Origin of the sequence: Pseudomonas iridis (assembly GCF_017980685.1) — a bacterium.
GTDB lineage: Bacteria > Pseudomonadota > Gammaproteobacteria > Pseudomonadales > Pseudomonadaceae > Aquipseudomonas > Aquipseudomonas iridis.
Genome location: NZ_JACXXO010000017.1, coordinates 1 through 24,636 on the forward strand (window position 1 = coordinate 1; position 24,636 = coordinate 24,636).

The 24,636-nt window shown below is 59.9% G+C and carries 22 protein-coding genes and 1 pseudogene; 7 read left to right on the forward strand and 16 right to left on the reverse strand.

Annotation, left to right across the window (positions count from 1 at the left end; translation table 11 throughout):
* Positions 1–562: 562 nt before the first annotated feature.
* Both IEQ42_RS22165 and IEQ42_RS22170 read right to left on the reverse strand, forming a co-directional pair.
* Complete coding sequence (locus tag IEQ42_RS22165; protein ID WP_210705225.1) at positions 563–991, reverse strand: nuclear transport factor 2 family protein; 429 nt, start codon at positions 989–991, stop codon at positions 563–565.
* Positions 992–1,135: 144 nt separating this feature from the next.
* Positions 1,136–1,357, reverse strand: coding sequence for a hypothetical protein (locus tag IEQ42_RS22170; protein WP_210705227.1), 222 nt, complete (start codon positions 1,355–1,357; stop codon positions 1,136–1,138).
* 74 nt (positions 1,358–1,431) lie between these two features.
* Between IEQ42_RS22170 and IEQ42_RS22175 the strand changes: the two genes are divergently transcribed.
* Positions 1,432–1,878, forward strand: coding sequence for an NUDIX hydrolase (locus IEQ42_RS22175; protein WP_210705228.1), 447 nt, complete (start codon positions 1,432–1,434; stop codon positions 1,876–1,878).
* A 276-nt stretch (positions 1,879–2,154) separates the two neighbouring features.
* Here IEQ42_RS22175 and IEQ42_RS22180 read toward each other — a convergent pair whose 3' ends face one another.
* From IEQ42_RS22180 to IEQ42_RS22220, 9 genes and pseudogenes are all read right to left on the reverse strand, one after another.
* The gene (locus tag IEQ42_RS22180; RefSeq protein WP_042559650.1) at positions 2,155–2,337 is read right to left on the reverse strand and encodes a hypothetical protein; all 183 of its coding nucleotides are present in this window, start codon (positions 2,335–2,337) and stop codon (positions 2,155–2,157) included.
* 143 nt (positions 2,338–2,480) lie between these two features.
* Positions 2,481–3,869 carry an amidohydrolase family protein gene (locus IEQ42_RS22185; protein ID WP_210705231.1) on the reverse strand — a complete coding sequence of 463 codons (1,389 nt, stop codon included), beginning with the start codon at positions 3,867–3,869 and terminating at the stop codon, positions 2,481–2,483.
* Positions 3,870–3,882: 13 nt separating this feature from the next.
* Positions 3,883–5,250, reverse strand: coding sequence for a nucleobase:cation symporter-2 family protein (locus tag IEQ42_RS22190; protein WP_210705233.1), 1,368 nt, complete (start codon positions 5,248–5,250; stop codon positions 3,883–3,885).
* A gap of 247 nt (positions 5,251–5,497) precedes the next feature.
* A complete protein-coding gene (locus IEQ42_RS22195) occupies positions 5,498–6,547 on the reverse strand; it encodes a CobW family GTP-binding protein (protein ID WP_210705235.1) in 1,050 nt (349 codons plus the stop codon).
* Between the two features lie 90 nt (positions 6,548–6,637).
* A pseudogene (locus IEQ42_RS22200) lies at positions 6,638–7,251 on the reverse strand (UbiX family flavin prenyltransferase).
* An 11-nt stretch (positions 7,252–7,262) separates the two neighbouring features.
* Positions 7,263–8,648 carry a UbiD family decarboxylase gene (locus tag IEQ42_RS22205; protein WP_210705236.1) on the reverse strand — a complete coding sequence of 462 codons (1,386 nt, stop codon included), beginning with the start codon at positions 8,646–8,648 and terminating at the stop codon, positions 7,263–7,265.
* A gap of 242 nt (positions 8,649–8,890) precedes the next feature.
* A complete protein-coding gene (locus tag IEQ42_RS22210) occupies positions 8,891–9,796 on the reverse strand; it encodes an amidohydrolase family protein (RefSeq protein WP_034152486.1) in 906 nt (301 codons plus the stop codon).
* A gap of 4 nt (positions 9,797–9,800) precedes the next feature.
* Entirely contained in the window at positions 9,801–10,730 is a 930-nt protein-coding gene (locus tag IEQ42_RS22215) for an amidohydrolase family protein (protein ID WP_042559644.1), read from the reverse strand.
* Positions 10,731–11,105: 375 nt separating this feature from the next.
* Positions 11,106–12,029, reverse strand: a complete 924-nt coding sequence (locus IEQ42_RS22220; protein ID WP_210705237.1) for a LysR substrate-binding domain-containing protein — start codon at positions 12,027–12,029, stop codon at positions 11,106–11,108.
* Positions 12,030–12,147: 118 nt separating this feature from the next.
* On the opposite strand from IEQ42_RS22220, the gene IEQ42_RS22225 reads away from it, so the two are divergent.
* From IEQ42_RS22225 to IEQ42_RS22245, 5 genes are all read left to right on the forward strand, one after another.
* On the forward strand, positions 12,148–12,612 hold the full coding sequence (locus tag IEQ42_RS22225) for a (2Fe-2S)-binding protein (protein ID WP_042559642.1): 465 nt from the start codon (positions 12,148–12,150) through the stop codon (positions 12,610–12,612).
* A complete protein-coding gene (locus IEQ42_RS22230) occupies positions 12,612–14,825 on the forward strand; it encodes a xanthine dehydrogenase family protein molybdopterin-binding subunit (RefSeq protein WP_210705238.1) in 2,214 nt (737 codons plus the stop codon). The genes IEQ42_RS22225 and IEQ42_RS22230 overlap by 1 nt, the downstream gene beginning before the upstream one ends.
* A 6-nt stretch (positions 14,826–14,831) precedes the next feature.
* On the forward strand, positions 14,832–15,725 hold the full coding sequence (locus IEQ42_RS22235) for a LysR substrate-binding domain-containing protein (RefSeq protein ID WP_210705239.1): 894 nt from the start codon (positions 14,832–14,834) through the stop codon (positions 15,723–15,725).
* A 192-nt stretch (positions 15,726–15,917) separates the two neighbouring features.
* Entirely contained in the window at positions 15,918–17,414 is a 1,497-nt protein-coding gene (locus IEQ42_RS22240; protein ID WP_210705240.1) for a helix-turn-helix transcriptional regulator, read from the forward strand.
* A gap of 135 nt (positions 17,415–17,549) precedes the next feature.
* Entirely contained in the window at positions 17,550–17,807 is a 258-nt protein-coding gene (locus IEQ42_RS22245) for a DUF1652 domain-containing protein (protein ID WP_210705241.1), read from the forward strand.
* A gap of 1,033 nt (positions 17,808–18,840) precedes the next feature.
* Here the strand turns inward: IEQ42_RS22245 and IEQ42_RS22250 are convergent.
* Both IEQ42_RS22250 and IEQ42_RS22255 read right to left on the reverse strand, forming a co-directional pair.
* Positions 18,841–19,608 (reverse strand): SDR family oxidoreductase, encoded by a 768-nt coding sequence (locus tag IEQ42_RS22250; RefSeq protein WP_042559635.1) that lies wholly within the window; start codon positions 19,606–19,608, stop codon positions 18,841–18,843.
* Positions 19,609–19,646: 38 nt separating this feature from the next.
* Positions 19,647–20,714, reverse strand: coding sequence for a phosphotransferase family protein (locus IEQ42_RS22255; RefSeq protein WP_150592240.1), 1,068 nt, complete (start codon positions 20,712–20,714; stop codon positions 19,647–19,649).
* Positions 20,715–20,904: 190 nt separating this feature from the next.
* On the opposite strand from IEQ42_RS22255, the gene IEQ42_RS22260 reads away from it, so the two are divergent.
* The gene (locus IEQ42_RS22260) at positions 20,905–21,300 is read left to right on the forward strand and encodes a DUF4280 domain-containing protein (RefSeq protein ID WP_210705242.1); all 396 of its coding nucleotides are present in this window, start codon (positions 20,905–20,907) and stop codon (positions 21,298–21,300) included.
* A 228-nt stretch (positions 21,301–21,528) separates the two neighbouring features.
* Here the strand turns inward: IEQ42_RS22260 and IEQ42_RS22265 are convergent, their stop codons facing one another.
* The 3 genes from IEQ42_RS22265 to IEQ42_RS22275 all read right to left on the reverse strand — a co-directional run bounded on the left by IEQ42_RS22265 (position 21,529) and on the right by IEQ42_RS22275 (position 24,628).
* Complete coding sequence (locus IEQ42_RS22265; protein ID WP_210705243.1) at positions 21,529–22,071, reverse strand: toxin-antitoxin system YwqK family antitoxin; 543 nt, start codon at positions 22,069–22,071, stop codon at positions 21,529–21,531.
* An 11-nt stretch (positions 22,072–22,082) separates the two neighbouring features.
* On the reverse strand, positions 22,083–24,092 hold the full coding sequence (locus tag IEQ42_RS22270; RefSeq protein ID WP_210705244.1) for a type VI secretion system Vgr family protein: 2,010 nt from the start codon (positions 24,090–24,092) through the stop codon (positions 22,083–22,085).
* Positions 24,093–24,160: 68 nt separating this feature from the next.
* Complete coding sequence (locus tag IEQ42_RS22275; protein ID WP_210705245.1) at positions 24,161–24,628, reverse strand: hypothetical protein; 468 nt, start codon at positions 24,626–24,628, stop codon at positions 24,161–24,163.
* Positions 24,629–24,636 lie beyond the last annotated feature (8 nt).

Sequence of the window (24,636 nt, forward strand, 5' to 3'; positions counted from 1 at the left end):
AGCACGATCAGAGGAAAGAGCCGTGAATTAAAGACAAGAAGGGTCTGTTTTTCGGCCGACTTGGATTTTTTGAACCTCAAGCAGCGAGGGCCTCAAAAATCGGTGGGTACTTCAGACCTTCCTTAGGGTTCTTTAATTTCTCCGATTTTGTTGAAACGTTTTCTGTATGGGGTACGCTCGTTGCGATGCCCGTGTTTGGCGTGCTGCTTTATTGGTACAGGCAAAGATTTCGAATGTCCTATGGAGTGTTCGAGTTTTTTATAGGGTTAATTATGACCTACTATGTTTTCTTTCCTGATTTTAGTTATGAAAAAATTACTGTGGTTGAAGGTATACAAATAATCGGTGGATTGTATGTGATGGTTCGGGGTATGGACAATTTAAGCAAGGGGGTTGAAGGTACCCGGTTTGAGACAATGTGGAAAAAAATATTCTCCTGAAGTTTCTCGTAATGATACACCTTCTGTTTTTTAGATGGCGATTAGTGGTGGATGTGAGGGTTGCCAAAGTTGCAGTTTCTCTAATACAACTTTGGTAACTCTCGTAGTTGGAGTGAAGCAAGTTATTTTTTGACCGAGGCGAGATATGCACCAAGCCGTCGGCCCATTTCTTCGCCCAGCGCTTGCAGGCCGCTGAGTGGCCGCACCATCACTTCGAACTCGACAATCTTGCCGCGCTCATCGAAGCGAATCATGTCGATACCTTTAAGTTCCTTCGCGCCCACCTTGGCACTGAACTCCAGAATCACATTCAAACCGTCAGCCGTCGCCAGTTCGCGGTGATATTCAAAATCCTCGAATACCTCAAACACCGTGTTGAGAATCATCGCCACGACCTGCGCGCCAGGGTAAGGCGTGTGTGCCATCGGCGAGCGGAATACGGCGTTGGCATCAAGTAGCGCGGGCAGGGCGCTCAGGTCGCCGGTACGGATCATCTCGTGCCAGCGGTTCAGGGATTCGGCGGCACCGGGTTGCAGGTTCAGATCAGTCATTTGCACCTCTGGATTTTTGTTGTTCTTGGACTCTAGATCAAAGCCTCGGCAGGGCAAGCTTGTTGTCGCTGCTTGAATACCGCCTTATGACAATCGTATTGGGGCTCTTACAGATCAGATCTCATCTGATACGCTTTTTTCGTTTCAATCTGCCTCTGTATTCGGTTCAGATGCAGGATCAAACTGCCCCCGCAGTTCGGTCACTCGCGACAGTCCTTCATCCCGAAGCGTCCAGTGCACCGCAAGCTCAGCATTAAGGAGAGCAACATGAACAAGATGGCGTATTTTCTGGGTGGGTTTTTGGTACTGACCGTTTTGATTGGCATGCTCGCGACGATTTCTCCTGTCTGAGGTGATGTGCTTCATATGACGGTCACAGGTGTGCCGCGCGAATCGTGTTTAAATGCCGCGCCTCACACCTGTAAATGGATTTACCCCCCATGGCCGAACCGCGTATCCGCGCCCTCGCACTCTGCGTTTTTCAGCACAACGGCAGAATTCTGGTTAACGAGTTTCGTGACCCAGTCAGTCAGCAAACCTGCTTTCGGCCCATCGGCGGCGGGATCGATTTCGGCGAGACCAGCGCCGAAGCGATCGTGCGCGAAGTGCAGGAAGAGTTGGGCCAGTCGATAAAAGACCTGCGCCTGCTTGGCACGCTGGAAAGCCTGTTCATCTATAACGGCAAACCGGGACACGAGATCGTCCAGGTCTACGACGCGTCGTTTGCCGATCCAGGTGTGTACACCCATGCGCAGATCAACGGCCACGAAAGCGACGGCGCGCCCTTTACCGTGCGCTGGCATGACAGCTCAAGCTTCAGCGAGCAGGCGCCATTGGTGCCGAAGGGATTGGGCGATTTGCTAAAAAGCGCCGGATTACTGGATTGACCTAAGCCCTTATCGCTGGCAAACCAGCTCCCACAGGGGCCTCGGGCGTGTGCTGAATTCTCAGCCATGCCACGGAAATTGTAGGAGTGAGCCTGCTCGCGATAGCGGTGTGTCAGGCGACACAAATTTTGGTTGGGCCGACGCCATCGCGAGCAGGCTCACTCCTACAGGGTTTTATGTTGACCACAGAGTGTGGACACACCGCCAATCATTGTGGGAGCTGGCTTGCCAGCGATGGCGTTGGGTCAGTCAACATTGATGTAAGGGCTGTCGGCCTCAGCGCTGGCGACGTTCGGTGCCTTCAGGGTTGCCAGTGTCGAGCAATCTTCTTTCCACCAATACGTTCTCCAGCGCCTGACGCTCGACGGGCTTCATTTGGTGTTCGCGCTTTTTCAGCTCCAGCAGGATGGGACTGGACCAGGTGCGATAGGTCTGTTCGATGTTGCGGCGGGACATCATCAGTCTCTCCTTGATCAAGAGCCCGGTGTTACTGGCAGGGGCTCTGTCCGATGAGGTACTAACCCTAGACGACAAACCCGTATCGTGCGAATGCGTACCCCGTGTAGGAGCTGCCGGAGGCTGCTCCTACACGGGGATTTCGATCAGTCGTCAACCTTCATCATCGCCTGCACCCCCTCCCATGCCTCGGTGCGCATGCGTTCAATATCCAGCCCCGGAATCACGCCGTTATCGACGACGATCCGCCCGCCCACCAGGCTGTATTTCACCGTGATCGGTTCGCCCGCCACCACCGGTGCGACGGCGCTGTCGTGGAAGCCGTAGAAGCGTGGGTGGTCGAGGCCGTAGACCACCAGATCCGCCGCTTGGCCGACTTCCAGCGTACCGACGGCGCCAAGGCCCAGCACCTGCGCGCCGCCCGCCGTACCCCAGTGGATGACATCTTCGGCTGTCGTCGCCGAGGCGCCTTGTTCGGCGCGGTGGATCAGCCATGCGGTGTTGGCTTCGCCGACCATGCTCCCGGATTCGTTCGAGGCGACGCCGTCGACGCCGAGGGAGATCGGCACGCCCGCCTCGTACATCTGCGGCACCGGGGCGACGCCACTGCCCAGTCGTGCATTGCTCACCGGGCAGTGGGAAATGCCGGTGCCGGTTTGCGCGAGCATGCGGATTTCGCCGGGTTGTAGGTGCACGGCGTGGGCAAACCAGACGTCAGGGCCGAGCCATTCGTGTTCGGCGACGAACTCCACGGGCAGGCAGTTGTATTTTTCCCGGCAGAAGTTCACGTAATTCTGCGTCTCCGACAGGTGCGTGTGCAGGCGCAGACCGAGGCCGCGCGCGGTGTGGGCCAGTTCGCGCAGCAGGGTGGGCGGCAGCGAGAAGGTCGGCGTGGTGGGCGCAACCACGACACGACGCAATGCGTCTGGCGTGTCCTGGTGATACAGCGACTTCAACCGCTCGATGTCGCCGACCATCTGGTCGAGGCTTTCCGGTTGCAACGCGGTTTTCGAGAAGCCCGGATGGGCACTCGCCGACTCCAGTGCGCCACCCCGACACAGGACGAAACGCAGGCCGAATTCATCCGCCAGGTCGAACAGCAAGTCGCCGGTCTCGGTGCTGCCGTGGGCGTGGTAGAGGTAATGGTGATCGGCGCACGTGGTGACGCCGGACAGCAGTAATTCGACCATCCCCAGGCGCGCGGCGATCCGCGCCAGTTGCGGGGTGAAACGGTTCAAACGCGGGTAGGGCACGCTGGCGAGCCAGCCTTGCAGGTCCTGATTCAAACCTTCGGGCACGGCTTTGAGCAAGTTCTGAAACAGATGATGGTGGGTGTTGATCCAGCCCGGATAAACCACGCAGTTGCGCGCATCGATTACCCGTTCGCCGGGTTGCGCTGCCAGATCGGTAGCCATTTCGGCGATACGACCATTGACCACGCGGATGTCCACGGCGCCCGCTCGGGCACGCGTGCCGCGCAGGCCGGTCATGACCGCGACCGGGTTCTTGATCAGGATGTTCTGAAGTTGAGTCATGGGCAGGCTCCAGTCAAAGGATGTGCGAGGCGGATTTGGCGGCAGTGGTTTGCGGCACGCTGACGCCATTCAGCGCGGCGTTGAGCAGCACCGACACCAGGCAGGCGATGACCACGCTGCTGTGCAGGAACGGCTGCGACCACTCTGGTAATTGTTTGAACAGGGTTGGCGCGAGCACCGGCACCAGCGCCGCGGCGAGGGTGAAACCAACGATCAGCACGTTGTAGCGATTGCGCTCGTAGTCGACCTTGGCCAGGGTCTGAATCCCCGCTGCCGCGACCACGCCGAACATGGCGATACCGGCACCGCCGAGTGCGGCAGTCGGCATCGACGCGATGATCGCCCCGGCCTTGGGCACCAAGGCAACCGAGCACATCAGCAAGCCGCTGACCGCGACCACCCAACGGCTGCGCACGCCGGTCAGGATCACCAGGCCGACGTTTTCCATGAAGGCAATAAACGGGAACGCGGCGAACATCCCGGCGATGGTGCTGGCCAGACCGTTGGCGCGCAGGCCGTTGATGACCTGTTTGTCTTCGACCGGTTTTTCGACGATGTCGCCGATGGCCACGAACAGCCCCATTGACTCGACCATCTGCACGATCATCACCACCACCATGGTCGCAATGGGGATCAGGCTGAACGTGGGCAGACCGAAGTAGAACGGATAGGGCACGGTCAGCCACGGCGCTTCTTCGACGCTGTGAAAACTGCCCATGCCCAAACCGTAGGCCAGACCGGCGCCCACCAGCATGCCCACCAGCACCGCCATGTTGCGCAGCAGCGGGCTGCCATAGCGGTTGACCAGCAGAATCGTCAGCAATACCACCACCGCCACGCCGAGGAAGGCCGGCGCGCCAAAGTTGCTCGCATTGCGCCCGCCACCGACCCATTCATAGGCGATCGGGAACAGCTGCAAACCGATCACCGTGACGATGCAGCCGGTTACCACCGGCGGGAAAAATCGCCGCAATCGACCTACGAAGGGCGCGATCAGCATGGTAAAAATCCCGGCACCGATCACCGCCCCGCAGACGCCGGCAAAGCCCACATCGGGGTTACTGCCGATGGCGATCACCGGGCCAACGCTGCTGAACGCGACGCCTTGCAGGATCGGCAAACGCACGCCGAATTTCCAAAAACCGACGGTTTGCAGCAGGGTGGCGATACCGGAACAGAACAGCGTGGTGCTGATCAGCGCCACTGTTTCGGCGTGGGACATTTTCAGCGCACTGGCGACAATCAACGGCACGGCGATGGCGCCGATGTACGAGACGGCCATGTGTTGCAGGCCGAGTGTGAGCATCTGTCGCACCGGCAGAATCTGGTCGACGGGATGGACGGTGGAAGCACTTTGCGATGGGGATGTGGCTGACGACATGGGGAAACACCTCTGGCTGTTTTTATGCGGTAGAGAGGGGTATTCGTCTGATGCCGCTTAACTCGAGAACACAGTGGAACCTGTGGGAGCTGGCTTGCCAGCGATGGCAGTTGATCAGTCACCTTCTTCATCAACTGACAGTCCGCTATCGCTGGCAAGCCAGCTCCCACAGGTTTTGTGTTGTTCAAAAAACAGGCATCAGTCATTCGTGCTGCGAAGCCGCCATCCACCGGCTCCGACGCCTTGTTCAGCCTGCCAGGCAGGCGGCGAAGCCGTGGTTCAGCGCCGCACGATCCAGGTCGCGGCCGATGAACACGATCTTGCTTGAGCGGGGCTCCGTGCCCCACGCGGTCGACGCCCGGAATTCCACTAGGCTGTGCACGCCTTGCAGCACGTAGCGTTGGTCTTCATTGGCCACCGCCAGCACACCTTTCATGCGGTACAGGTTGTCGGCCTGAGATGAGCGCAGCTCGCTGATCCAGCGGTGGAACGCCATCAGATCGACCGCGCCGTCGACGGCGATGCCCACCGACGACACGCTCGGGTCATGTTGGTGATCCAGCTCTTCGATAGAGTGCTCGTGGGCATGTTGGTGGTGGTCATGCTGTTCAGCGCCGATTTCCATAAGCTTTTGCGTGCATTCGAACGCGCCGATGCCGAGGATCTTCGTCAGGTCGATTTGCGCGTGGGTGGACGTCACCAGATCCGCTGTGGCATTCAGTCCACGGATCTTGTTGCGCAGGCTTTCCACTTCATCTGCGCTGACCAGATCGACCTTGTTGATGACGATCCGGTCGGCGCAAACAATCTGATCCACCGCCTGATTGTCGACGCCGTCCAGTTGCAGGTCTTCCAGATGTTGGGCGATGTGCTTGGCGTCGACCATGGTCACGATCGCGTCGAGTTCGACTTCATCGGCAATCGGGTCATTGATGAAAAAGCTCTGCGCCACCGGGTACGGATCGGCCAGACCGCTGGTCTCGATCAGGATGTGGTCGAGCCGCACCGGGCGCGCCACCAACTCGCGGACGATGCGCACCAGGTCCTCGCGAACCTCGGCGGTGCAGCACACGCAGCCATTGACCATCTCGTAGATTTCTTCGGTTTCTGAGCTCAGCACCAGGTCGCCGTCGATACCGACTTCGCCAAACTCGTTTTCGATCACGGCGATCTTGCGGCCGTGGTTTTCCTTGAGGATGTAATTGAGCAGGGTGGTTTTACCGGCACCGAGGAACCCGGTGAGGATGGTCACGGGGATTTTGGTGTTCGGGGTTGGGGCGTTGAATGGGGTGTTCATTGAGAGCTCCTGGGTATTGATAAACCGGTGCACGATGAAATGAGTGATGACGCTTTCTGTGGGAGCTGGCTTGCCAGCGATGGCGGTGTGTCATTCACCAGTGATGCCGACTGACCTATTGCTATCGCTGGCAAGCCAGCTCTCACAAGGGCCGGGGGGGTCTCTCCAGCGGGTGGCGACGCCCGCATCGAGGCCGAACAGGTCGAGTACCGGCCAAGGCTGTGGTCGACCATTTGCGCGAGGTTGTCGGGGCGGGCATAGAAGGCCGGCACCGGCGGGGCGATGATGGCGCCCATCTCGGTGACGGCAGTCATGTTGCGCAGGTGCGCGAGGGTCAGCGGAGTTTCGCGGGCCATCAGCACCAGCGTGCGGCGCTCCTTGAGGGTGACGTCCGCGGCGCGGCCGATCAGCCCTGATGAAGTGCCGGTAGCAATCTCCGCCAATGTGCGCATCGAACACGGCGCAACCACCATGCCCAGGCAACGGAATGAACCGCTGGCGATCCCGGCGGCGACGTCATCGGCACGGTGGTAGTGGCTGGCCAGGGCGATGATGTCGGCCAGTTTGTAGTCGGTTTCGTGGGCCATGGTCAGTAACGCGGCGCGGCTGATGATCAGGTGGCTTTCGATGTCCAGTTCGCCGAGCAATTGCAGCAGGCGCACGCCGTAGATGAAGCCGGACGCGCCGCTGATGCCGACCACCATCCGTTGCCGGTTCACGATTCCAGCCCCTTGAGCAGTTGCCGCGCGCGTTCGAGCACGTCCTGATCGAGCTGCGCCTTGATCCCGTCGAACCCGGAACCGCGCGTTGCATCCAGCCCCATCCGCGAGGTGGTGCCATTGACCGAGGACGACGGGTCGAGCGGACTGCCGGGCAAGCCGTCGATGGTGAAAATATCCAGATGCGGCTGGAAGTGCGTGGCCAGCGCCCATAGCACCTGGCTGTCGTCGCTGATGTCGATATCACTGTCCACCGCGATCACGGTTTTCAGATACGGGTCCCAGCCGAGCAGGGCCAGCATGATCTGCCGCGCCTCGCCGTCGCGGCTCTGATCCAGTGCCACGTAGCAATGAAAATGCGTGCCGGAGTTCGGGTAGTGCACGGCGGTGACGGCGGGGAAACGTGCCTTGAGCTTCTCGCTCATTTCCGCTTCCCGCGGCAGGCGCGCAAGCGTCAGATGCTCGGCGTAGCGGCCGCCCATTACATCGACCAGCCAGGCGTCCTTGCGCCGTAGCAGGGTGTCGACGCGCAGCACATTGTTGGTCGAGCGATCCGAGGAGTAACCACTGAATTCGCCGAACGGGCCTTCCTCGGCGTAGGCCGCCGGATCGATGGCGCCTTCCAGCACAAACTCGGCATACGCCGGCACACCAATGCCATAGCGCGGGGTTTTCACCAGCTCCAGCGGTGCGCCAAACAAACCGCCGGCCACCGCACGTTCGTCACTGCCATAGGGCAGGCGCGCCGCAGCGGCGAGCATGAACAATGGATGCGCGCCGACCACCATCGCCACGCGCAGTTCTTCGCCACGTTCACGAGCGGTTTGCAGCATCCGCCACAGGTGCCCGCGTGAGTGCAGACTGGTGGCGAGGGCCTGACGGGCATGGCGCATCGAGCGGTGGTAACTCATGTTGGCGATGCCGGTCACCGGGTCTTCGGCGATGATGATCGCGTTGGTGATGTACGGCCCGCGATCACTGTCGAAATGCTTGAGCATCGGCAGCCATGCCAGATCCAGCGCTTCGCTTTCGAAGACTTCATCGAGGATCGGGCCGGTTTCCACATAGCGCGGCGGGACTGGCTGGTTGGCGCGGGTCTGGAAGGTTTCGTGCAGTTGCGCAGGGGTTACGCCGAACAACCGGGCGATGCGGGTGCGGGAGGCGAACAGGTTGGTCGCGACCGGCACGCCAAGGTTGCCGACGTTTTCGCAGATCAGCAGTGGATCGCGGCCCTGGGCGGCGAGGGCATCGACCAGGGCAGTGACGTCCTGATCGGCAGAAATCGGATGGGTGATGGTCAGCACATCGTCCGGGTACTCGCGGCGATAGGCCTCGATGAATACATGAAAATCCTGAGAATCGCCGAGCGTCGAACGGGTCATGGTTTCACCTCGTAAAAAGCAGGCACGCAGGGGTGAGAGGGCGTTCGATCGACAAGCCGTTGGCCTGCCGGTCGAGCGAACGCCGGGTCATCTTCGTGCCTGTAAAGTCGCTGTGTGTCGGTCTTAACACTGGCCCCTGTGGGAGCGAACCTGCTCGCGAATGCGGTTTTTCATTCAATGTTGATGGCGACTGATCCACCGCTTTCGCGATCAGGCTCGCTCCCACAATGGGTTTTGCGTGGCTAGAGATACGTGGTGGTCAGGCGTATGTCGGCCTCGACCAGATCCTTGGGCGGTGGCGTCGGTTCGATCCCGCACAAGCGGGCAATGTTGTTGCCCAGGTAATCTTCCAGATGATCCTCATCGATCCCCAGACCCTGCGGCGCTGGCGAGCACAACACCTCCAGCTCACGCAGCCACATGCCCGGTTCGTTCGGCGGTGAGTCAGTGCCGAACACAATCTTGTTGCGCGGCAGCTCTTTGGCGAACTCGACGATCCGTGACTGGAAGCACCAGCCCGATTCGCAGTACACGTTCGGCGTGTCCATCGCCATCCAGAACGCTTCGAACGAGTAGTTGCCGCCGGTCTGGATACCGAAATGGCCGATGATGAAATTGACCATCGGGAACTCGCGGATGATCGGGTAAAACATTGTTGGAATCGTGTACGGGCCATCGCCTGTGTGGATCAGCACCACGATGTTGTATTTGGCGCAGACCTTCATCGCCGGACGCAGCCAGTCCAGCGCCCGGTCCGGGCGATAGCCGTGCATGTTGGCGTGCAGCTTGAGCATCTTGAAACCGTATTCCTTGATATGGAATTCCAGCTCCGCCGCACCGTTTTCCGGCCCCCAGCGCGGGTTGAAGTTGAAGTTGCCGATGAAGCGATCCGGGTACTTCATGCACAGTTCGGCGATGTACGACATGTAGTCGCGCACGCCCTCACGGCCACGGCGGTTGCCGTCGCGATAACCGGTGTTGCCCGGTGGCGGCTGGATGAAACCCATGTCGATGCGGCGTGGTTTGCCGTTGATCATGTACGGGCCGTCCATCAACTTGAGCATGCGCTCGCCAGTGAACGGTTCGCCGGTGTGGCGCCAGGCCTCGTCGACCAGGTTGGTGGGGTGCAGATGGGTGTCGATGATCATCGGTTCAGCTCCTGGCCAGTTGAGTGGTGACGGGGCGCTTGAGTTGCGCCTCTGCTTCGGAAACGGAACGCGGTGGCGGGGTTGGCTCAAGGCCGATCATCCGCGCGGTGTTGTTGCCCAGATACTCTTCGAGCGTGTCTTCGTCGAGGTTGAGGCCCTGCGGCGGCTCATGACACAGCACTTCGAGCAGGCGCAGCCACATGCCCGGTTCATTCGGCGGGGTGTCGGTGCCGAAGAGGATTTTGTGCGTCGGCAGGACCTTGGCGAATTCGACGATCCGCGATTGCAGGCACCAGCCCGACTCGCAGTAGACGTTGGGCAATTCCATCGCCCATTGCATCGGTTCAAACACGTAGACGCCACCGGTCTGCACGCCGAAGTGGGCCATGATGAAATCGACGTTGGGAAACTCCTTGATCATCGGCACCCATTCGGACGGGATGCTGTACGGCCCGTCGCCGGTGTGCAGCTTGACCGGAATGCCCAGCTCGGCGCATTTCTCGAAGCAGGGGCGCACCCAGTCCAGCGCACGGTCCGGGCGATAGGCGTGCATGTTGGCCTGCATCTGGACCATTTTGAAGCCGTGCTCCTTGACGTAGCGCTCGATCGCCTCGACGCCGTTTTCCACGCCGCAGCGCGGGTTGTAGACGAAGCAGCCGATAAACCGGTCCGGGTAGGTCTGGACCATTTTCAGGGTGTAGGCCATGTAGGCGTCGATGGATTCACGGCCGGTCAGGTCGCCGTCGGTCCAGGTGTAGATGGTGTTGCCTTGCGGCGGCTGGATGAAGGCTTTGTCGATGCGGCGAGGCTTGCCGTTGACCATGTAGGGGCCATCCATCATCTCCAGCAGACGCTCGCCGGTGAACGGGTCACCGTCATGCCTCCAGGCGAGGTCCACCAGATCGGTGGGATAGCAGCTGATATCGATGATCATTGAAGTCGATCTCCTGATAGCGGGGTAGGGAGCCTTGCGGCTCTCGGCATCCACGTCCCGGGCAATCGGCCATTTCTATGCGCAACGTGCACGCATTCCCTCGCCTGGTCGCATCCGGCCCGGGTGGGTGGCTGCTGAGGGCGAGTATTGGAAAGGGGGGAGGGGTTCGTACAATATTAATTGGGAGCGGTGGTGATATGCGTTCGATATGGGGCCTGGATCAAAAGCCCCTCACCCCAGCCCTCTCCCGGAGGGAGAGGGGGCCGACCGCGGTGTCTTGCGCGATGCATCGACCTGAAATAACCAGTCGATTATGGATTCACAGCAAATATCGCACGTCGGCGTTACTCGCCAATATCCCCCAATCAGTCCCCTCTACCTCTGGGAGAGGGCTAGGGTGAGGGCCGGGTTCTCGAGCGTACGCAAAGCCAACTGTTTGATCACTTCAACCACCGGCGCCACGCGCTCAGCCTGGCCCTGCGGCCACACGGCATACAGGTTGTAATGCGCCGCAATCTGCGCCTCGTTCAACGTCACCAACCGTCCGCTGCGCAAGGCATCGGCGGCCAGTAATCCACGCACCAGTCCTGCGCCGACGCCAGCCTCGGCGGCGGCGATCAGATTCGCCGCGTTATCAAAAATCACCCGTGCCGTGGGTTCGGTCGGTGTCATCCCGGCAGCATCCAGCCAAGGAATCCACGAGCGCCGCGTATACCCCAGCAACGGTAACTCAAGCACTTGCGCCGGACTCAATGGCAACTGCAATCCATGCCGTTCCAGCAACTCAGGCGAGGCCACCGCCATCACCCGGTCGCCACAGATTTGCGTCATCTCACAGTCGTCCCAATCGCCATATCCGTAACGCAACGCCAGATCGACCCGCTCAAACGTGCTGCGATCACTGCGCGGCATCGACAGCAGCGTCACCTCGTAATCCGGCAGTCCATCGAGTAACTGCGGCAGGCGTGGATTGAGCCAGCTCTGCGCCAGTTCACTGTCGACATCCAGCGTCAGGCGTTGCGCCACGCTGCGGTTTTTCACCGAGGACAACGCCCGATCAATCTGCGCCAGCCCGTCCGACAACACGCTGGCAAACAACTGCCCGGCGTCCGTAAGGTTGCTGCCGCCACCTTCACGCACGAACAACGGCTGGCCGATGAAGTCCTCCAGCGCACGGATCTGCTGGCTGATGGCGCTGTGGGTCAGGTCGAGTTTGCGCGCAGCGCTGGAAAAACTGCCGCTGCGCGCCGCGTGAATAAACGCGCTCATGGACTGCACCGACGGGTATCGCTTGTACATGTTGTTAGTCCTGCTTACACCGGTTGGCAGAAATCGTCGCTGGCCGCAGATTGCCGTGGCTTCCAATAATCGGTGACCAGGCCCGCACAAAGACGGGCCGCTCTCTTGGAGCCTGACAATGATTACATTCACGGTTAACGGCGAACGACGCGAGCTGGATGAGGCGTCCCCCTCCATGCCCTTGTTATGGGTCTTGCGTGATCAGTTGAAACTCACCGGCACCAAATTCGGTTGTGGCATGGGCCTGTGCGGTGCCTGCACCGTGCATCTGGACGGTGTTGCAGTGCGTTCCTGCCAGTTGCCGCTGGCCGCCGTCGCGGGCCACAGCATCACCACCATCGAAGGCTTGTCGCCGACGCAAAACCATCCGTTGCAACTGGCCTGGGTCGCCGAAGATGTGCCGCAATGCGGCTACTGTCAATCGGGGCAGATCATGTCGGCGGCGGCGTTGCTCAGCACCGGTGCGGCAGTGACTGATGATTCGATCCGCAATGCCATGTCCGGCAACATCTGCCGCTGCGGCACCTACGGGCGTATCAACAAAGCCATCAAACGCGCGGCGAATACGCCGAAGGAGGCTTGATGAGCCTTCTCGATGATAGCTGTGCGGAGCTGCCGCGCCGGGTGTTTCTCAAACAAGCGGTCACGGTCGCTTCCGGGTTGGCGATAGCCTTGTATCTGCCGAGCGGCATGGCGGCGACTGACCCGAAGGCCCCGGCACCCGCCAGCGAATTCGAACCCAATGCCTGGGTGCGGGTGCTGCCCGACGGCACGGTGAAACTGGTGGTGCACAAGCACGATTCCGGCACCGGTACGCATACCGCGCTGGCCGCGTGTGTGGCCGAGGAACTCGATGTCAATCCGATGACCGTGCAGGTGATCACCCCGGAAGATCCGTTCTTCGAAACCTACATTCACCCGATCTGGAAGGTCTTCTCCACGGGCGGCAGCACCAGCGTTTCGCTGGAGTACGATCGCTTGCGTATGGCCGGTGCCACGGCGCGGGCGCTGTTGATCACGGCAGCGGCCAGGCAGTGGAAAGTCAGCCTGGAGAGTTGCTCCACCGAAGAAGGTCGGGTAGTGCACCCCTCGAGCAAACGCAGCCTGGGTTACGGCGAACTTGTCGGCGTGGCGGCGCGTCTGCCGGCACCCGACAAGGTCACGCTGAAGGATCCGTCGCAGTTCAAGTACATCGGCAAACTACGGCATAAACGCGACGCGGCAGCCAAGGTCTGCGGGCAGTTCACGTACAGCATCGACGTGCAATTGCCAGGGATGCTGGTGGCGGTGATCCAGCGTGCGCCGGTGGTGGGCGCGAAAGTGGTCAGCGTGGGCTCGGCAACAGCGTTACGGGTGCCCGGCGTGCGCAAAGTGATCGCGATTCCCGGGCGGCCCGATGTGCTGGGCGGCAATCTGGAAGGTGTCGCGGTGTTGGCCGATACGTACTGGGCGGCGCAGGAGGGGCGCAAGCTACTGGACATCCGGTGGAGTGATTCGACGCTGGCCGGATTCGACAGCGACCAGTTGTTCAGCGCCCAGGCCAAAGCCGTCGGTGATCCGCAAGCGCAAACCGTCGTTGCCATGGCTCAAGGCGATGTCGCCGGGCAATGGGCAGGCGCAGCGAAGCTGCTCGAAGCCGATTACACCATGCCCTACAAAGTGCAAAATCCGCTGGAACCGATCTGCATCACGGCACAAGTGAAAGACAAGGCAATCACCTATTGGGGCGGCGTGCAGGTGCCGTCCTCGGCGCTGGAAGCGGCGCAAACCGTGTGTGGGATCGACAAGGCCAGCGTCACCATCCATGAGTTGGTCTCCGGCGGCAGTTTCGGTGCGCGAGAGGCCAAATACTGGTTGTTCGAAGTGGCCTATCTGGCGCAGAAAACCGGTGTACCGGTGAAGCTGCTCAACAGCCGCGAAGACGAAATGCACGCGCTCTTCTATCACCCGGCAACGCTGAACCGAATCAAAGGTGCACTGGACGCTCAGGGGAAACTCGGCGCATTGCAATTGCATGCGGTTTCGCCGGCTTCCCCCGAGCAGTGGGAGCCGGGTTACTTCCAGCGCCCGGATCACATGGATTACAGCACCACCGAAGCCATCACCGCGTGGGACTTCGCCTACCGTCCGCCGCATCTGCAACTGAATTGGGTCAGGCATGAAAGCAACGTGCCCAGCGGTTGGTATCGCTCGGTGAGTTTCATTCCCAACGTGTTCGCCGTGGAAAGCTTCATGGACGAACTGGCCCACGCGGCGGGTGCCGATCCGCTGGCATTCCGCCTGGCCAACATGCAGGAGCGACCGCGCCATGTAGCGGTGCTTAAGCAGGCCGCCGAGCGCGCCGGATGGGGCCAACCATTGCCGCCGGGCACTGCGCTGGGGATCGCGACCAATCAGGGTTACACCAGTTTTATCGCAGTGGTGGCGCGGGTCACGACTGTCGATGGCAAGGCCCGGATCGAGAAACTCACCTGCGTGGTCGATTGTGGTTTGGCCGTGTCGCCGGGCGGAGTCGAGGAGCAGATCTACGGCGGCCTGATGTGGGGCCTGGGCCATGCGTTGTTTGACAAGCTCGATATCAAACAGGGCAGGGTGGTGCAGAGCAACTTCCACGACTATCGCGTGGCGCGCATGTCCGACATGCCGGCCACCGACATCGTTTTGCTGGACGGCGAGCCGAGTAAACCCGGCGGCGTTGGTGAACTGGGCAGCCCGTCCGTGGTGCCGGCCATCGCCAATGCGCTGTTCGCACTGACCGGCGTGCGTCAGCGCTCGACGCCGCTGAGTCTGGGGTAAACGGCCATGGATCTGCGTCTGCTGCGGTATTTCATGGCCCTGGCCGATGAGCTGCATTTCGGCCGTGCCGCCGAGCGGCTGCACATCTGTCAGCCGCCGTTGAGCCAACAGATTCGTCTGCTGGAAGAGGAACTCGGCACGCCGCTGTTCGAGCGCAGTCATCATCGCGTCGAGCTGACCGCAGCGGGGCAGATGCTCAAGGAGCAGGCGCCGCTGGTATTCGAACAGCTTGAGCGCGCCCTGGACCTGACCCGGCAAACCGGGCGCGGACAGCTCGGTGAGCTGGAAATCGGCATGATCAGCTCGGTGATGGTCGGCGTGCTGCCCAAGGCGCTGCATCTGTTTCGCGAGCGCTATCCGCAGGTCACCTGGCGTTTGCATGAAATGACCCCGGCGGCGCAGGTCAAGGCGTTGAAGGAGAAACGCATCGACGCCTGCGTGTTCCGCGTGGGCTATGACGACCCGCAATTGCGCAATGAATTGCTGATCTACGAGCCGATCCATGTGGTGATGCCAGCGGATCATCCGTTGGCGGGTCGCGACGTGTTGGCCCCGGCGGATCTGGCGCTGGAGCCGTTTGTGGCGCTGGAGTTGAAGCAGTCTCGTTTTGCCAATTTCCTCTACCAGTGCTGCATTCAGGCCGGCTTCACGCCGCAGATCCGCCAGCAGGTGATCGAGGTGCAGACCCTGCTCAGCCTGGTACGTGCGGGTTTTGGCGTGGCGCTGTTGCCAGCGTCCATCGAACAGTTGGCACCGGCGGGCCTGGTGTTCCGCAACTTGACCCCGGCGTTGCCGGAGGTGCCGTTGTACGTCACGTATCGCGCGGACGATGCTTCGCCGGTGCTCAAGCTGTTTCTCGATACCCTGCGTGAGTTGCGCGAAACCCCTAAAACCGCGTAGGAGCTGCCGAAGGCTGCGATCTTTTGTTCTTGTTTTTAAAAACCAAAGTCAAAAGATCGCAGCCTTCGGCAGCTCCTACAGGGGTGTCTGTCGTGCGAATACAGGGGATGTGCGTAGTGCAGCATCGCGGCGCACGATCTCGGTACCGCGCGGTCGTAACCTTCACATGGGCGTATCACTTGTGGAGATCCAATGAGCCAGGAAGTCCTGACCCGCGAAACCAATCGTCGTCAGTTGCAGCAGATCATCGCCGGGCTGTCCGACGGTGTGATTTTGCTTGAGCTCGATCAGAGCATCCTCTGGGCCAACGAAGCGGCGCTAGCCATGCACGGCGTCAGCCGGATCGGCGAGTTGGGCGCGAATGCCGACGAGTACGCCAAGCGCTTCAGCCTGCGCTATCGCAACAATCATGTGGTGCCACCCGAAAACTATCCGATCAGCCGCGTTGCGCGTTGCGAAGTCTTCAGTGACGTATTGATCGAGGTGTTCACGGTGGATGATCCGGAGCGCGTCTGGGTTCATAGCGTGCGCAGTATGGTGCTGACCGACCGCGAAGGGCAGCCGGAGTCGCTGGTGTTGATCATGAGCGACTTCACCGATTGGGCCAACGCAGAGCTGCGTTTCGAAAAAACCTTCAACGCCAACCCGGCGCCGGCGGTGATCTGCCGTCTCAGCGACTTGCGTTACATCAAGGTCAATCCGGGGTTTCTGGAGATGACTGGCTATACCCGCGACCAAGTGATCGGCACTTCGGCCTATGAAATAGACATTTTCGAGCAGGCCGAGAAAAGAGATCTGGCCATCCAGCGCCTGCGCGATGTGGCGACCATTCCGCAGATGCAGGCCGAGTTGCGCCTGCCCGATGGCAGCAGCAAGCAAGTGATTGTCGCCGGGCAACCCCTGTTGCTCAACGATGAGCAATGCATGCTGTTTTCCTTCGTTGATGTGGAGCTGCGCCGCCGGGCTGAGGTGGCGCTGCGCCAGAGCGAGGAACGCTTCGCCACGGCTTTTCGACTGACCCCGGTGCCGATTCTGATTTGCACGGCCGACGAGCAGCAGATCATGGACGTCAATCAGGCTTTCCTCGATTCCCTGGCCTATACCAGCGATGACGTATTGGGCAAAACCGTGACGCAACTGGATTTCATCGACGACGAGGGCGCGCGGAACCGCCTGCTGACGGCGTTGGCAAAAAGCGGTCGGGTTGACCGGGTGGACTTGCGCGTGCGCAAAAGGGATGCCGATCTGCTTGAATGCGCGGTGTCCGCCGATACCGTCAACATCCACGACGTGCCTTGCTACTTGCTGGTGCTGATGGACATCACCGAGCGCAAACGTACCGAGCTTGAACTGGTGTCTGCGATTGAGGAGGTGATGAAAGACGCCTCCTGGTTCAGTCGTACGCTGATCGAAAAACTGGCGAATGTGAAGAAGATCAATTCACCGCAACTGCCGAGCGTGTCGTTCACCGATCTGACGGCACGGGAACGTGATGTGCTTGGCCTGATCTGCGAAGGCCTGGCGGACAAGGAGATTGCGGCGCGGCTGAAACTGGCGCCGAACACTGTGCGCAATCATGTGGCGACGGTGTATTCCAAGCTCGATGTGCATAGCCGCAGCGAGGCGATTGTGTGGGCGCGCGAGCGCGGGCTGTTTTCCGGTGAGTGGCGCACCAAGGGGCAACGTTAGGTGCAAATGCACTAGTGGGCAGGGTGCAAATTGATGTGTTGGGGTGAGGAGGCTTTTTTTAGTCTGTTGGAGTGCGGTACAAGCCTTTTCGGCTTGGGATCGCGTCCCTTCGAAACAGATTAAGGAACGGCCTCAATGATCAATCTTGCGCAGTTGCGCGCCCAGCTTGAGCACAGTTTTGCGCCGCTGGCGTGTGAGTGTTCGGTGGATGGGGATCATTCGCTGACGGTAAAGCTTTATCACCCGTTGTCTGGGCAGGTCGATCTGGTGATCAGTGGCTTGAAGCTCAGTGCCTTGCGTACGCCTGAGTCGGTGGCGGCTTTGATCGATGAATTGCGGTATGAGCTGGAGAGTAATTCTTTGCGCTCTTCCCCGGATGCTGATTTGGCCTAGGCATCTGCTTGTGTGTGGGAGCTGGGTTGTTGGGTGAATATCCGGTTTTTTGGTGATGGCGGATTAAGGTTCCGCCCTTACGGCGGGTCACTTTTGGCAAACGCCCCAAAAGTAACCAAAAGGTCTGTGCCCTGACGTCCGGCCCGCTCGCTAGAGCTCGGGGTTCCTCCGCTCCGGAACCCATCCGGGGCATCGATTCCGGTTTGCTTCGCTGCACCTCCTTTCGATGTCCTCCCCGGATGAATCCCTCCACTCAGCCTCCCGACGGGCCTTCCAGATCAAGAGCTGCACTCGAGCTAACGCTCATTGTGTTGAGTGGTGAGGAGCAAGGGCGGTGGGGTTTGGGTTGCCAGCCTGCTGGCGATGGCGGCCTGACAGCCGACCTGTATCTGTCGGGTGTACTCAATGTTTGTGGGAGCTGGCTTGCCAGCGATGGCGGCATGACTGGCGACCGGAGATTTAAGTCTTACGCTCTCGAATCCCAAAGCAAAATCGACAGCCAATGTCCCCGCATACCACCGGTTTACTGGCGCTCACGAAGGTCTCGTCTATAAAGAATGAGTGGTCAGGTTTTCCGTGGTCGGTTCGGTCGCGGAAGTTTGTCTCCCCTTTATCGCGGGTCGTCCTATGAACAGTCTTGGGAAACGCGTGTGTTTGCCGTTGTCATTGGCTTTTTGCGTGGCGTTGTTGGCCGGTTGTGCCAGTCCGCCGCCGCCTCCACCTGTAGCGCCACCTCCACCGCCGGAACGTACTTGTCAGGTCATCGAGACCACTGAGGTGGCGGGCGATGCTTATGTCGACGAGCAGGTGACTCGACATATCACTACTACCCGTTGTGTCACTCAATAGCGCGGGCGGGGCGCAAGTCTCGGGTTGTGCTGGCAATTGCCCAAAGTGCTTGATGAATGACATACATACCTTGTGGGAGCGAGCCTGCTCGCGAAAGCGGTATCTCAGTTAACCAATAGGTTGACTGATATGGCCTCTTCGCGAGCAGGCTCGCTCCCACAGGGTCAGCTGTTTGCCTCGAGTATCAGGACAGGAAACCACCATCCACGTTCAGCGAAACCCCAGTGGTGTAGCTCGACGCATCGCTCGCCAGATACAACACCGCCCCCGCCATTTCACTCGGATCCGCCACGCGCTTGAGCGGGATCTGCGTCAATGCTTGCTTGAGAATCGCATCGTTTTTCACCAGTGCCGAGGCGAATTTGGTGTCGGTCAGACCCGGCAGCAGGGCGTTGCAGCGGATGCCGAATTGCGCGCATTCCTTGGCGAAGACCTTGGTCATGTTGATCACCGCCGCTTTGGTCACCGAATAAATGCCCTGGAACACGCCCGGCGAAATACCGTTGATCGACGCGACGTTGATGATGCTGCCACCGCCGTTTTCGCGCATCAGCTTGCCCGCTTCCACAGACATGAAGAAGTAGCCGCGAATGTTCACATCGACGGTCTTCTGGAAAGCGCCGAGGTCGGTGTCCAGCACGTTGCAGAACTGCGGGTTGGTCGCGGCGTTGTTCACCAGAATATCCAGGCGGCCGAACTGTTCCTTGATCCCGGCGAACACCTGGCTGATCTGCTCCATTTCCCCGATGTGGCAGGCAACCGCAGTGGCTTTGCCGCCAGCGGCGATGATCGCGTCGGCGACATGTTGGCAGCCGTCGAGTTTACGGCTCGAGACGATCACGTGGGCGCCTTGCTGGGCCAGCAGTTTGGCGATGGCTTCACCAATGCCACGGCTGGCGCCGGAGACGAAAGCGATCTTGCCGTCGAGGTCGAACAACTGAGTCTTGGACATGGGATTCCCTTGTGAAAATTCTTGTTGGAGGGCCTGGATCAGAGGCTTGATTTCTGGATGACCTGCAAGCTCATCTGCTCCAGCAGTTTGTTCATGTGAATGAACTGCGCGAAGCGTTTGTCCTGGGTCTGGCCATGGTAGAAGCGGTAGTAGATCTGCTGCACGATGCCGGCCAGGCGGAACAGACCGTAGGTGTAGTAGAAGTCGAAATTGTCGATCTGGATGCCCGAACGCTCGGCGTAGTAGTCGACGAATTCGCGGCGGGTCAGCATGCCCGGTGCGTGGCTCGGCTGGCGGCGCATCAGTTGCACTGGCGCCGGGTCGTCGGCTTCGATCCAGTAGGCGAGGGTGTTGCCCAGATCCATCAGCGGATCGCCCAGGGTGGTCAGTTCCCAGTCGAGTACGCCGATGATCTGCATCGGGTTTTGCGGGTCGAGGATCACGTTGTCGAAGCGATAGTCGTTATGGACGATGCTCGAGGTCGGGTGATCGGCTGGCATCTTCTCGTTGAGCCAGGCTTTGACCGCTTCCCAGTGGGGCGCGTCCGGGGTCAGGGCTTTTTCGTAGCGTTCGCTCCAGCCTTTGATCTGACGGGCCACGTAGCCTTCGGGTTTGCCCAGATCGCCCAGGCCGCAGGCGTTGTAGTCGACCTGGTGCAGTTCGACGAAGCGGTCGATGAAGCCCTTGCACAGCGCTTCGGTTTTCGCCGAATCGAGGCCCAGTTCCGGCGGCAGTTCCGAGCGCAGGATAATTCCGTTGACCCGCTCCATCACGTAGAACTCTGCGCCGATCACCGATTCGTCGGTGCAGTGCACATAGGCTTTGGGGCAATACGGGAAGCCGTCGCGCAACTGATTGAGAATGCGGAATTCGCGGCCCATGTCGTGGGCGGATTTGGCCTTGTGGCCGAACGGCGGCCGGCGCAGGACGAACTCCTGCTGCGGGTATTCCAGGAGATAAGTCAGGTTCGACGCACCACCGGGAAACTGGCTGATCGCCGGGGAGCCGCTCAGTCCCGGAATGTGTGCCTTGAGGTACGGATCGATCAGGCTGGCATCGAGTTCTTCGCCAGAGCGGATACGGGTGGACTGGTCAGTAAGCGCCATGCTTATCCCTTCTGCTTATTTTGGAGGCCAGACATCATTGGCTAATCTAATGGTGCGCCCGGTCGGTCACAAGCGCGGGTCGGTCTTATAGGTTAGCGTGTTGCCGGATAATCACCTTTGGGAATGTGCAGGGCGGGCCACGGCAGGCTAAGGTTTAGCGGGTATGTCGTGTCCCTGAAGGAATCTGCAAATGGGCTGTCCGCAAGTCTGTGCTACCGCCACATTGCAATGCAGCTTCGGCGCCGCGCCGGCGATGCTCAACGTGCTGCCAGTCAATCGCACGCTGACTGGCGGATTACCCGCGGCGAACATCATGGATCACATTCCACTGGTCAACATTCTGCCTTTCGGGATGTGCATGAGCATGGCCAATCCGATGGTGGCAGCGGCGACGGCTGCTGCGTTGGGGGTGTTGACGCCTATGCCGTGTATTCCGGCGACGGCCACACCGTGGATTCCCGGTGGAGCGCCGACCTTGTTGTTGGGTGGGATGCCGGCAATCGATGCCAACAGCACGTTGATGTGCAACTGGGCGGGGGTGATCAAGATTGTCGTGCCGGGGCAGATGCAGATGTTGATTCCTTGATTTTCCTGATTCCCCTGATCCCCTCACCCCAGCCCTCTCCCGGATGGAGAGGGGGCCGACGGAGGTGTCTTGCGTTGTACATCGACCTGAACGACCGCGTTGAATATGAATCCACAGCTGTTTTTGCAAGTTGGCGACGTTCAGTTATGGATTCACAACGAATCTTCCACGTCGGCGTCATTCATCAATATTCCACGGTCAGTTCCCTCTCCCTCCGGGAGAGGGCTCTCAAGCCTGCTGCGGATCCATCCACCGCTGATACCACCAGCGCACCCGCGATATCGGCTTGCCATCCGCCCCCAACGGCCGCCCATCCTCGGCAAACCCTTGCTCCGGCTCCAGCAACTGCCCATTCATATACCGCGCTTGCACCGCTGTTTTCCCGTTCGGATGAAAGCGCTGATAGCGCCCCTCACGCACCCCATCGCGATAGAACTCGGCCTCCGCCACTTGCCCGTCGGGGAAGTAATTGAACGCCTCGCCATGCAACAATCCACGCCGATACGTCGCCTTGCGCTGTAACCAACCCTCAGGCGCATAAAAACTCGCCACCCCTTGAAGCTTGTCGCGCACGAACGGCATCTGCGCCGAAACCCTGCCGTTGGGGTGATAAAGCAGGGATGTACCCTGCAATTCACCGTGGCTGTACTGCAAATCCGCCTGCTTGCGTCCGTCATCACTGATGTTCAGTGGCCCCTCAAGCTGCCCGTCCTGCAAACGGCCCTTGAGCTGCTTGTCATCCTGCTGCAGATCCAGTGGTGTGATCGCCATGGCGTCTCTCGTCAGTTGACCTGCACCAGGCCGCCCTTGATGGTCAGCATGCCGCCGCCATCGACGGTCTGTGAGGCCGCGCCTTTGTTGGTCAGGCTGATGCCGGCGTCGTTGGTCAGCGAGGTACCGGCCTTGTTGTCCAGTGAAGTCCCGGCTTGATTGGTCAGTGCGGTGCCGGCCTTGTGCGTGATCGAAGTGCTGGCGGAAGTCGCCAGGTCGGCGCCGCTCTTGATCGTGAAGCTGCCACCGCTTTGCAGGGTCAGGGTGCCGCTGACTTTGATCGTCAGGTTGCCGTCGACGGTCAGGCTGTAATCGCCAGTGACTTTGTCGGTGTAGTTGCCACCGGTGCTGTGGTTCTGATCGGCACCGACCGTCACCGTGCGGCTGTCCTTCACATCGAGGCTGTCGCTGCCGGTCTGGATGGTCACACTGCGTTTGCCTTTCTCCAGGGTCACGGTTTCGTCGCCGTCCTTGACCGTGCGAGTGCGGGCGTTCTGCACGGTGAGGGTTTCGTCATGGCCGACGGTGGCGGTGGTGTCGTTGAGCACGTTGATGTTCAGATCTTTCTGCGCCTGCAAAAACACCTCTTCGGCATCTTTCTTGTCCTCGAAGCGCAACTCGTTGAAGCCGCCGCCACCCTTGGACGACTGCGTCTTGATCCCCGATTGCGTCTGATTGGCCGGCAGCGCGTAGGGCAGGGTGTTGTCGCCGTTGTAGACGCAACCGGTCACCAGTGGCCGATCCGGATCGCCGTCGATAAAGGTCACGATGACTTCCTGGCCAATACGCGGAATGAACTGCATGCCGAATCCCTTGCCACTCCACGGCAACACCACGCGCACCCAACAGGAACTGGTTTCGTCATTCTTGCCGTCGCGATCCCACGGGAACTGCAACTTGATCCGGCCGTATTCGTCGGTCCAGATTTCCTCGCCGGATTTGCCCACGACAATCGCCGTTTGCGGGTGCATCCGTGGTTTCGGCGTGACCCGTTGCGGGCGAAACGGCGTGGCTTTGGGAATCGCCTCGAAACGGTTGCGGTAGCGCTCGTGACTGACGTCATGAGTAACCCGCGTTACTACCCAATCGATGTTCAGACTCGCATCATCATGGCCGGCGAGGGTGAACCAGTGCCCCGGAACCAACCAGCGGCAGTCGCTCTCACCGACAAAGCGTTTCTCCTCGCTGCGCAAACCGTCGACGCGCTGCTTGGTCAACGCATCGCCGCGCGCCTTGGCGTTGTAACCGCCCGGATGTTCATACATTGAAAGCGGCCCGGCCACGGCTTCGGCCTGGTCGTACAGCGAGGTGGTCGGCGTGGTGAATTCATAATCCGTCGCCCGATACACCCCAGCCACCGCTTGCAAACACACCTGCCCGGAGCGAATGCCGTGCAACTCACGCTCGCCCAATCCTTGCCCCAGATAACTGACGGTCGGGCCGTTGGGAATCTGCACGAAGGCATCGTTGCTATCGCCCAAAACCAGCGTGTGCTTGCCATCGTCATGGGTGAAAAACCAGAAAATGCCTTCTTCCTCCAACAACCGCGAGACGAAGGCGAAATCAGTTTCACCGTACTGCACAGAGTATTCGCGTGGCGTGTAACTGCAGGTCAGCGACAGTTTGAAATCGGTGAAACCGTGGGCCTTGAAGATTGTGGTGACAATGTCCGAGGTGGCGAGGTTCTGGAATACGCGGTTGTTGCTCGCGAGCGTCAGCCACCACAGCCATGGTCTTAAAACCAGCTGATAGCGCTCGGCAGTGGCGTCGGCGGGGAGTTGGCGGATTTCGGCTACCAGCGCATCGAAAGGACGCAGTTGCGCATCGTTGTGCAAGGTGGTGGTGACGTGTGTGGCAATAGCGCTGCTCAGAGTGAGCGAGGCGCCGTCGTTAAGGCCGTTGAGGATTTGTACACCCAACAGATTGAGCGATTCATCGCCGGACAATGACTCAGGGTAAAGCGCCGACAGCGTGGCAGCGGTCAGGGATAGGCTGGTGTTGCTGTCGGTGGCACGGGGCATTGGACGACCTCTTGTCATGCTGAACTTGAAATGTCTTGTGGACCGGTCGCCCAATCATCCAGCTGTGGTTATTTCTTTGGTTGCGATTTGAATTTGCTCTTTCGCGCGCTTCTCCATGCTTCGAAACTGCCATTTACATTGCGCATGTTGCGCCAGTTGCCGTTTTCCATTGTGAGCGCAGCCTCCAGACCGGGGATGGTGCCGCTGAAGTTACTGATAACGGACAAGAGCGCGCTTTCCGCGGCTCGGCCGGCACTGGCCTTCGCGGCATTTGCAACATTGACGACCTTTTTTTCCTCCTCGGGCGGCGTGTATGCGTTGAGGTATTCGATTGCTGCAGTTCGGTTTTCGGCCGCGCCGGCGTGCTCTCCATCGCCCGCGCCCCCAGAGATGTGGCCGTGGTATTTGGATTTTCCGGGATAGCTGGACAATCTTGCCAGCACCAGGGCCAGGGTGTTTCGGTATCGTCCGAAGATAGTTGTGGCGGCATCGCCGTTATAGGCAAGCAAGCATGACCAGACGTTCTGTTCGCTCATCCAAAGTC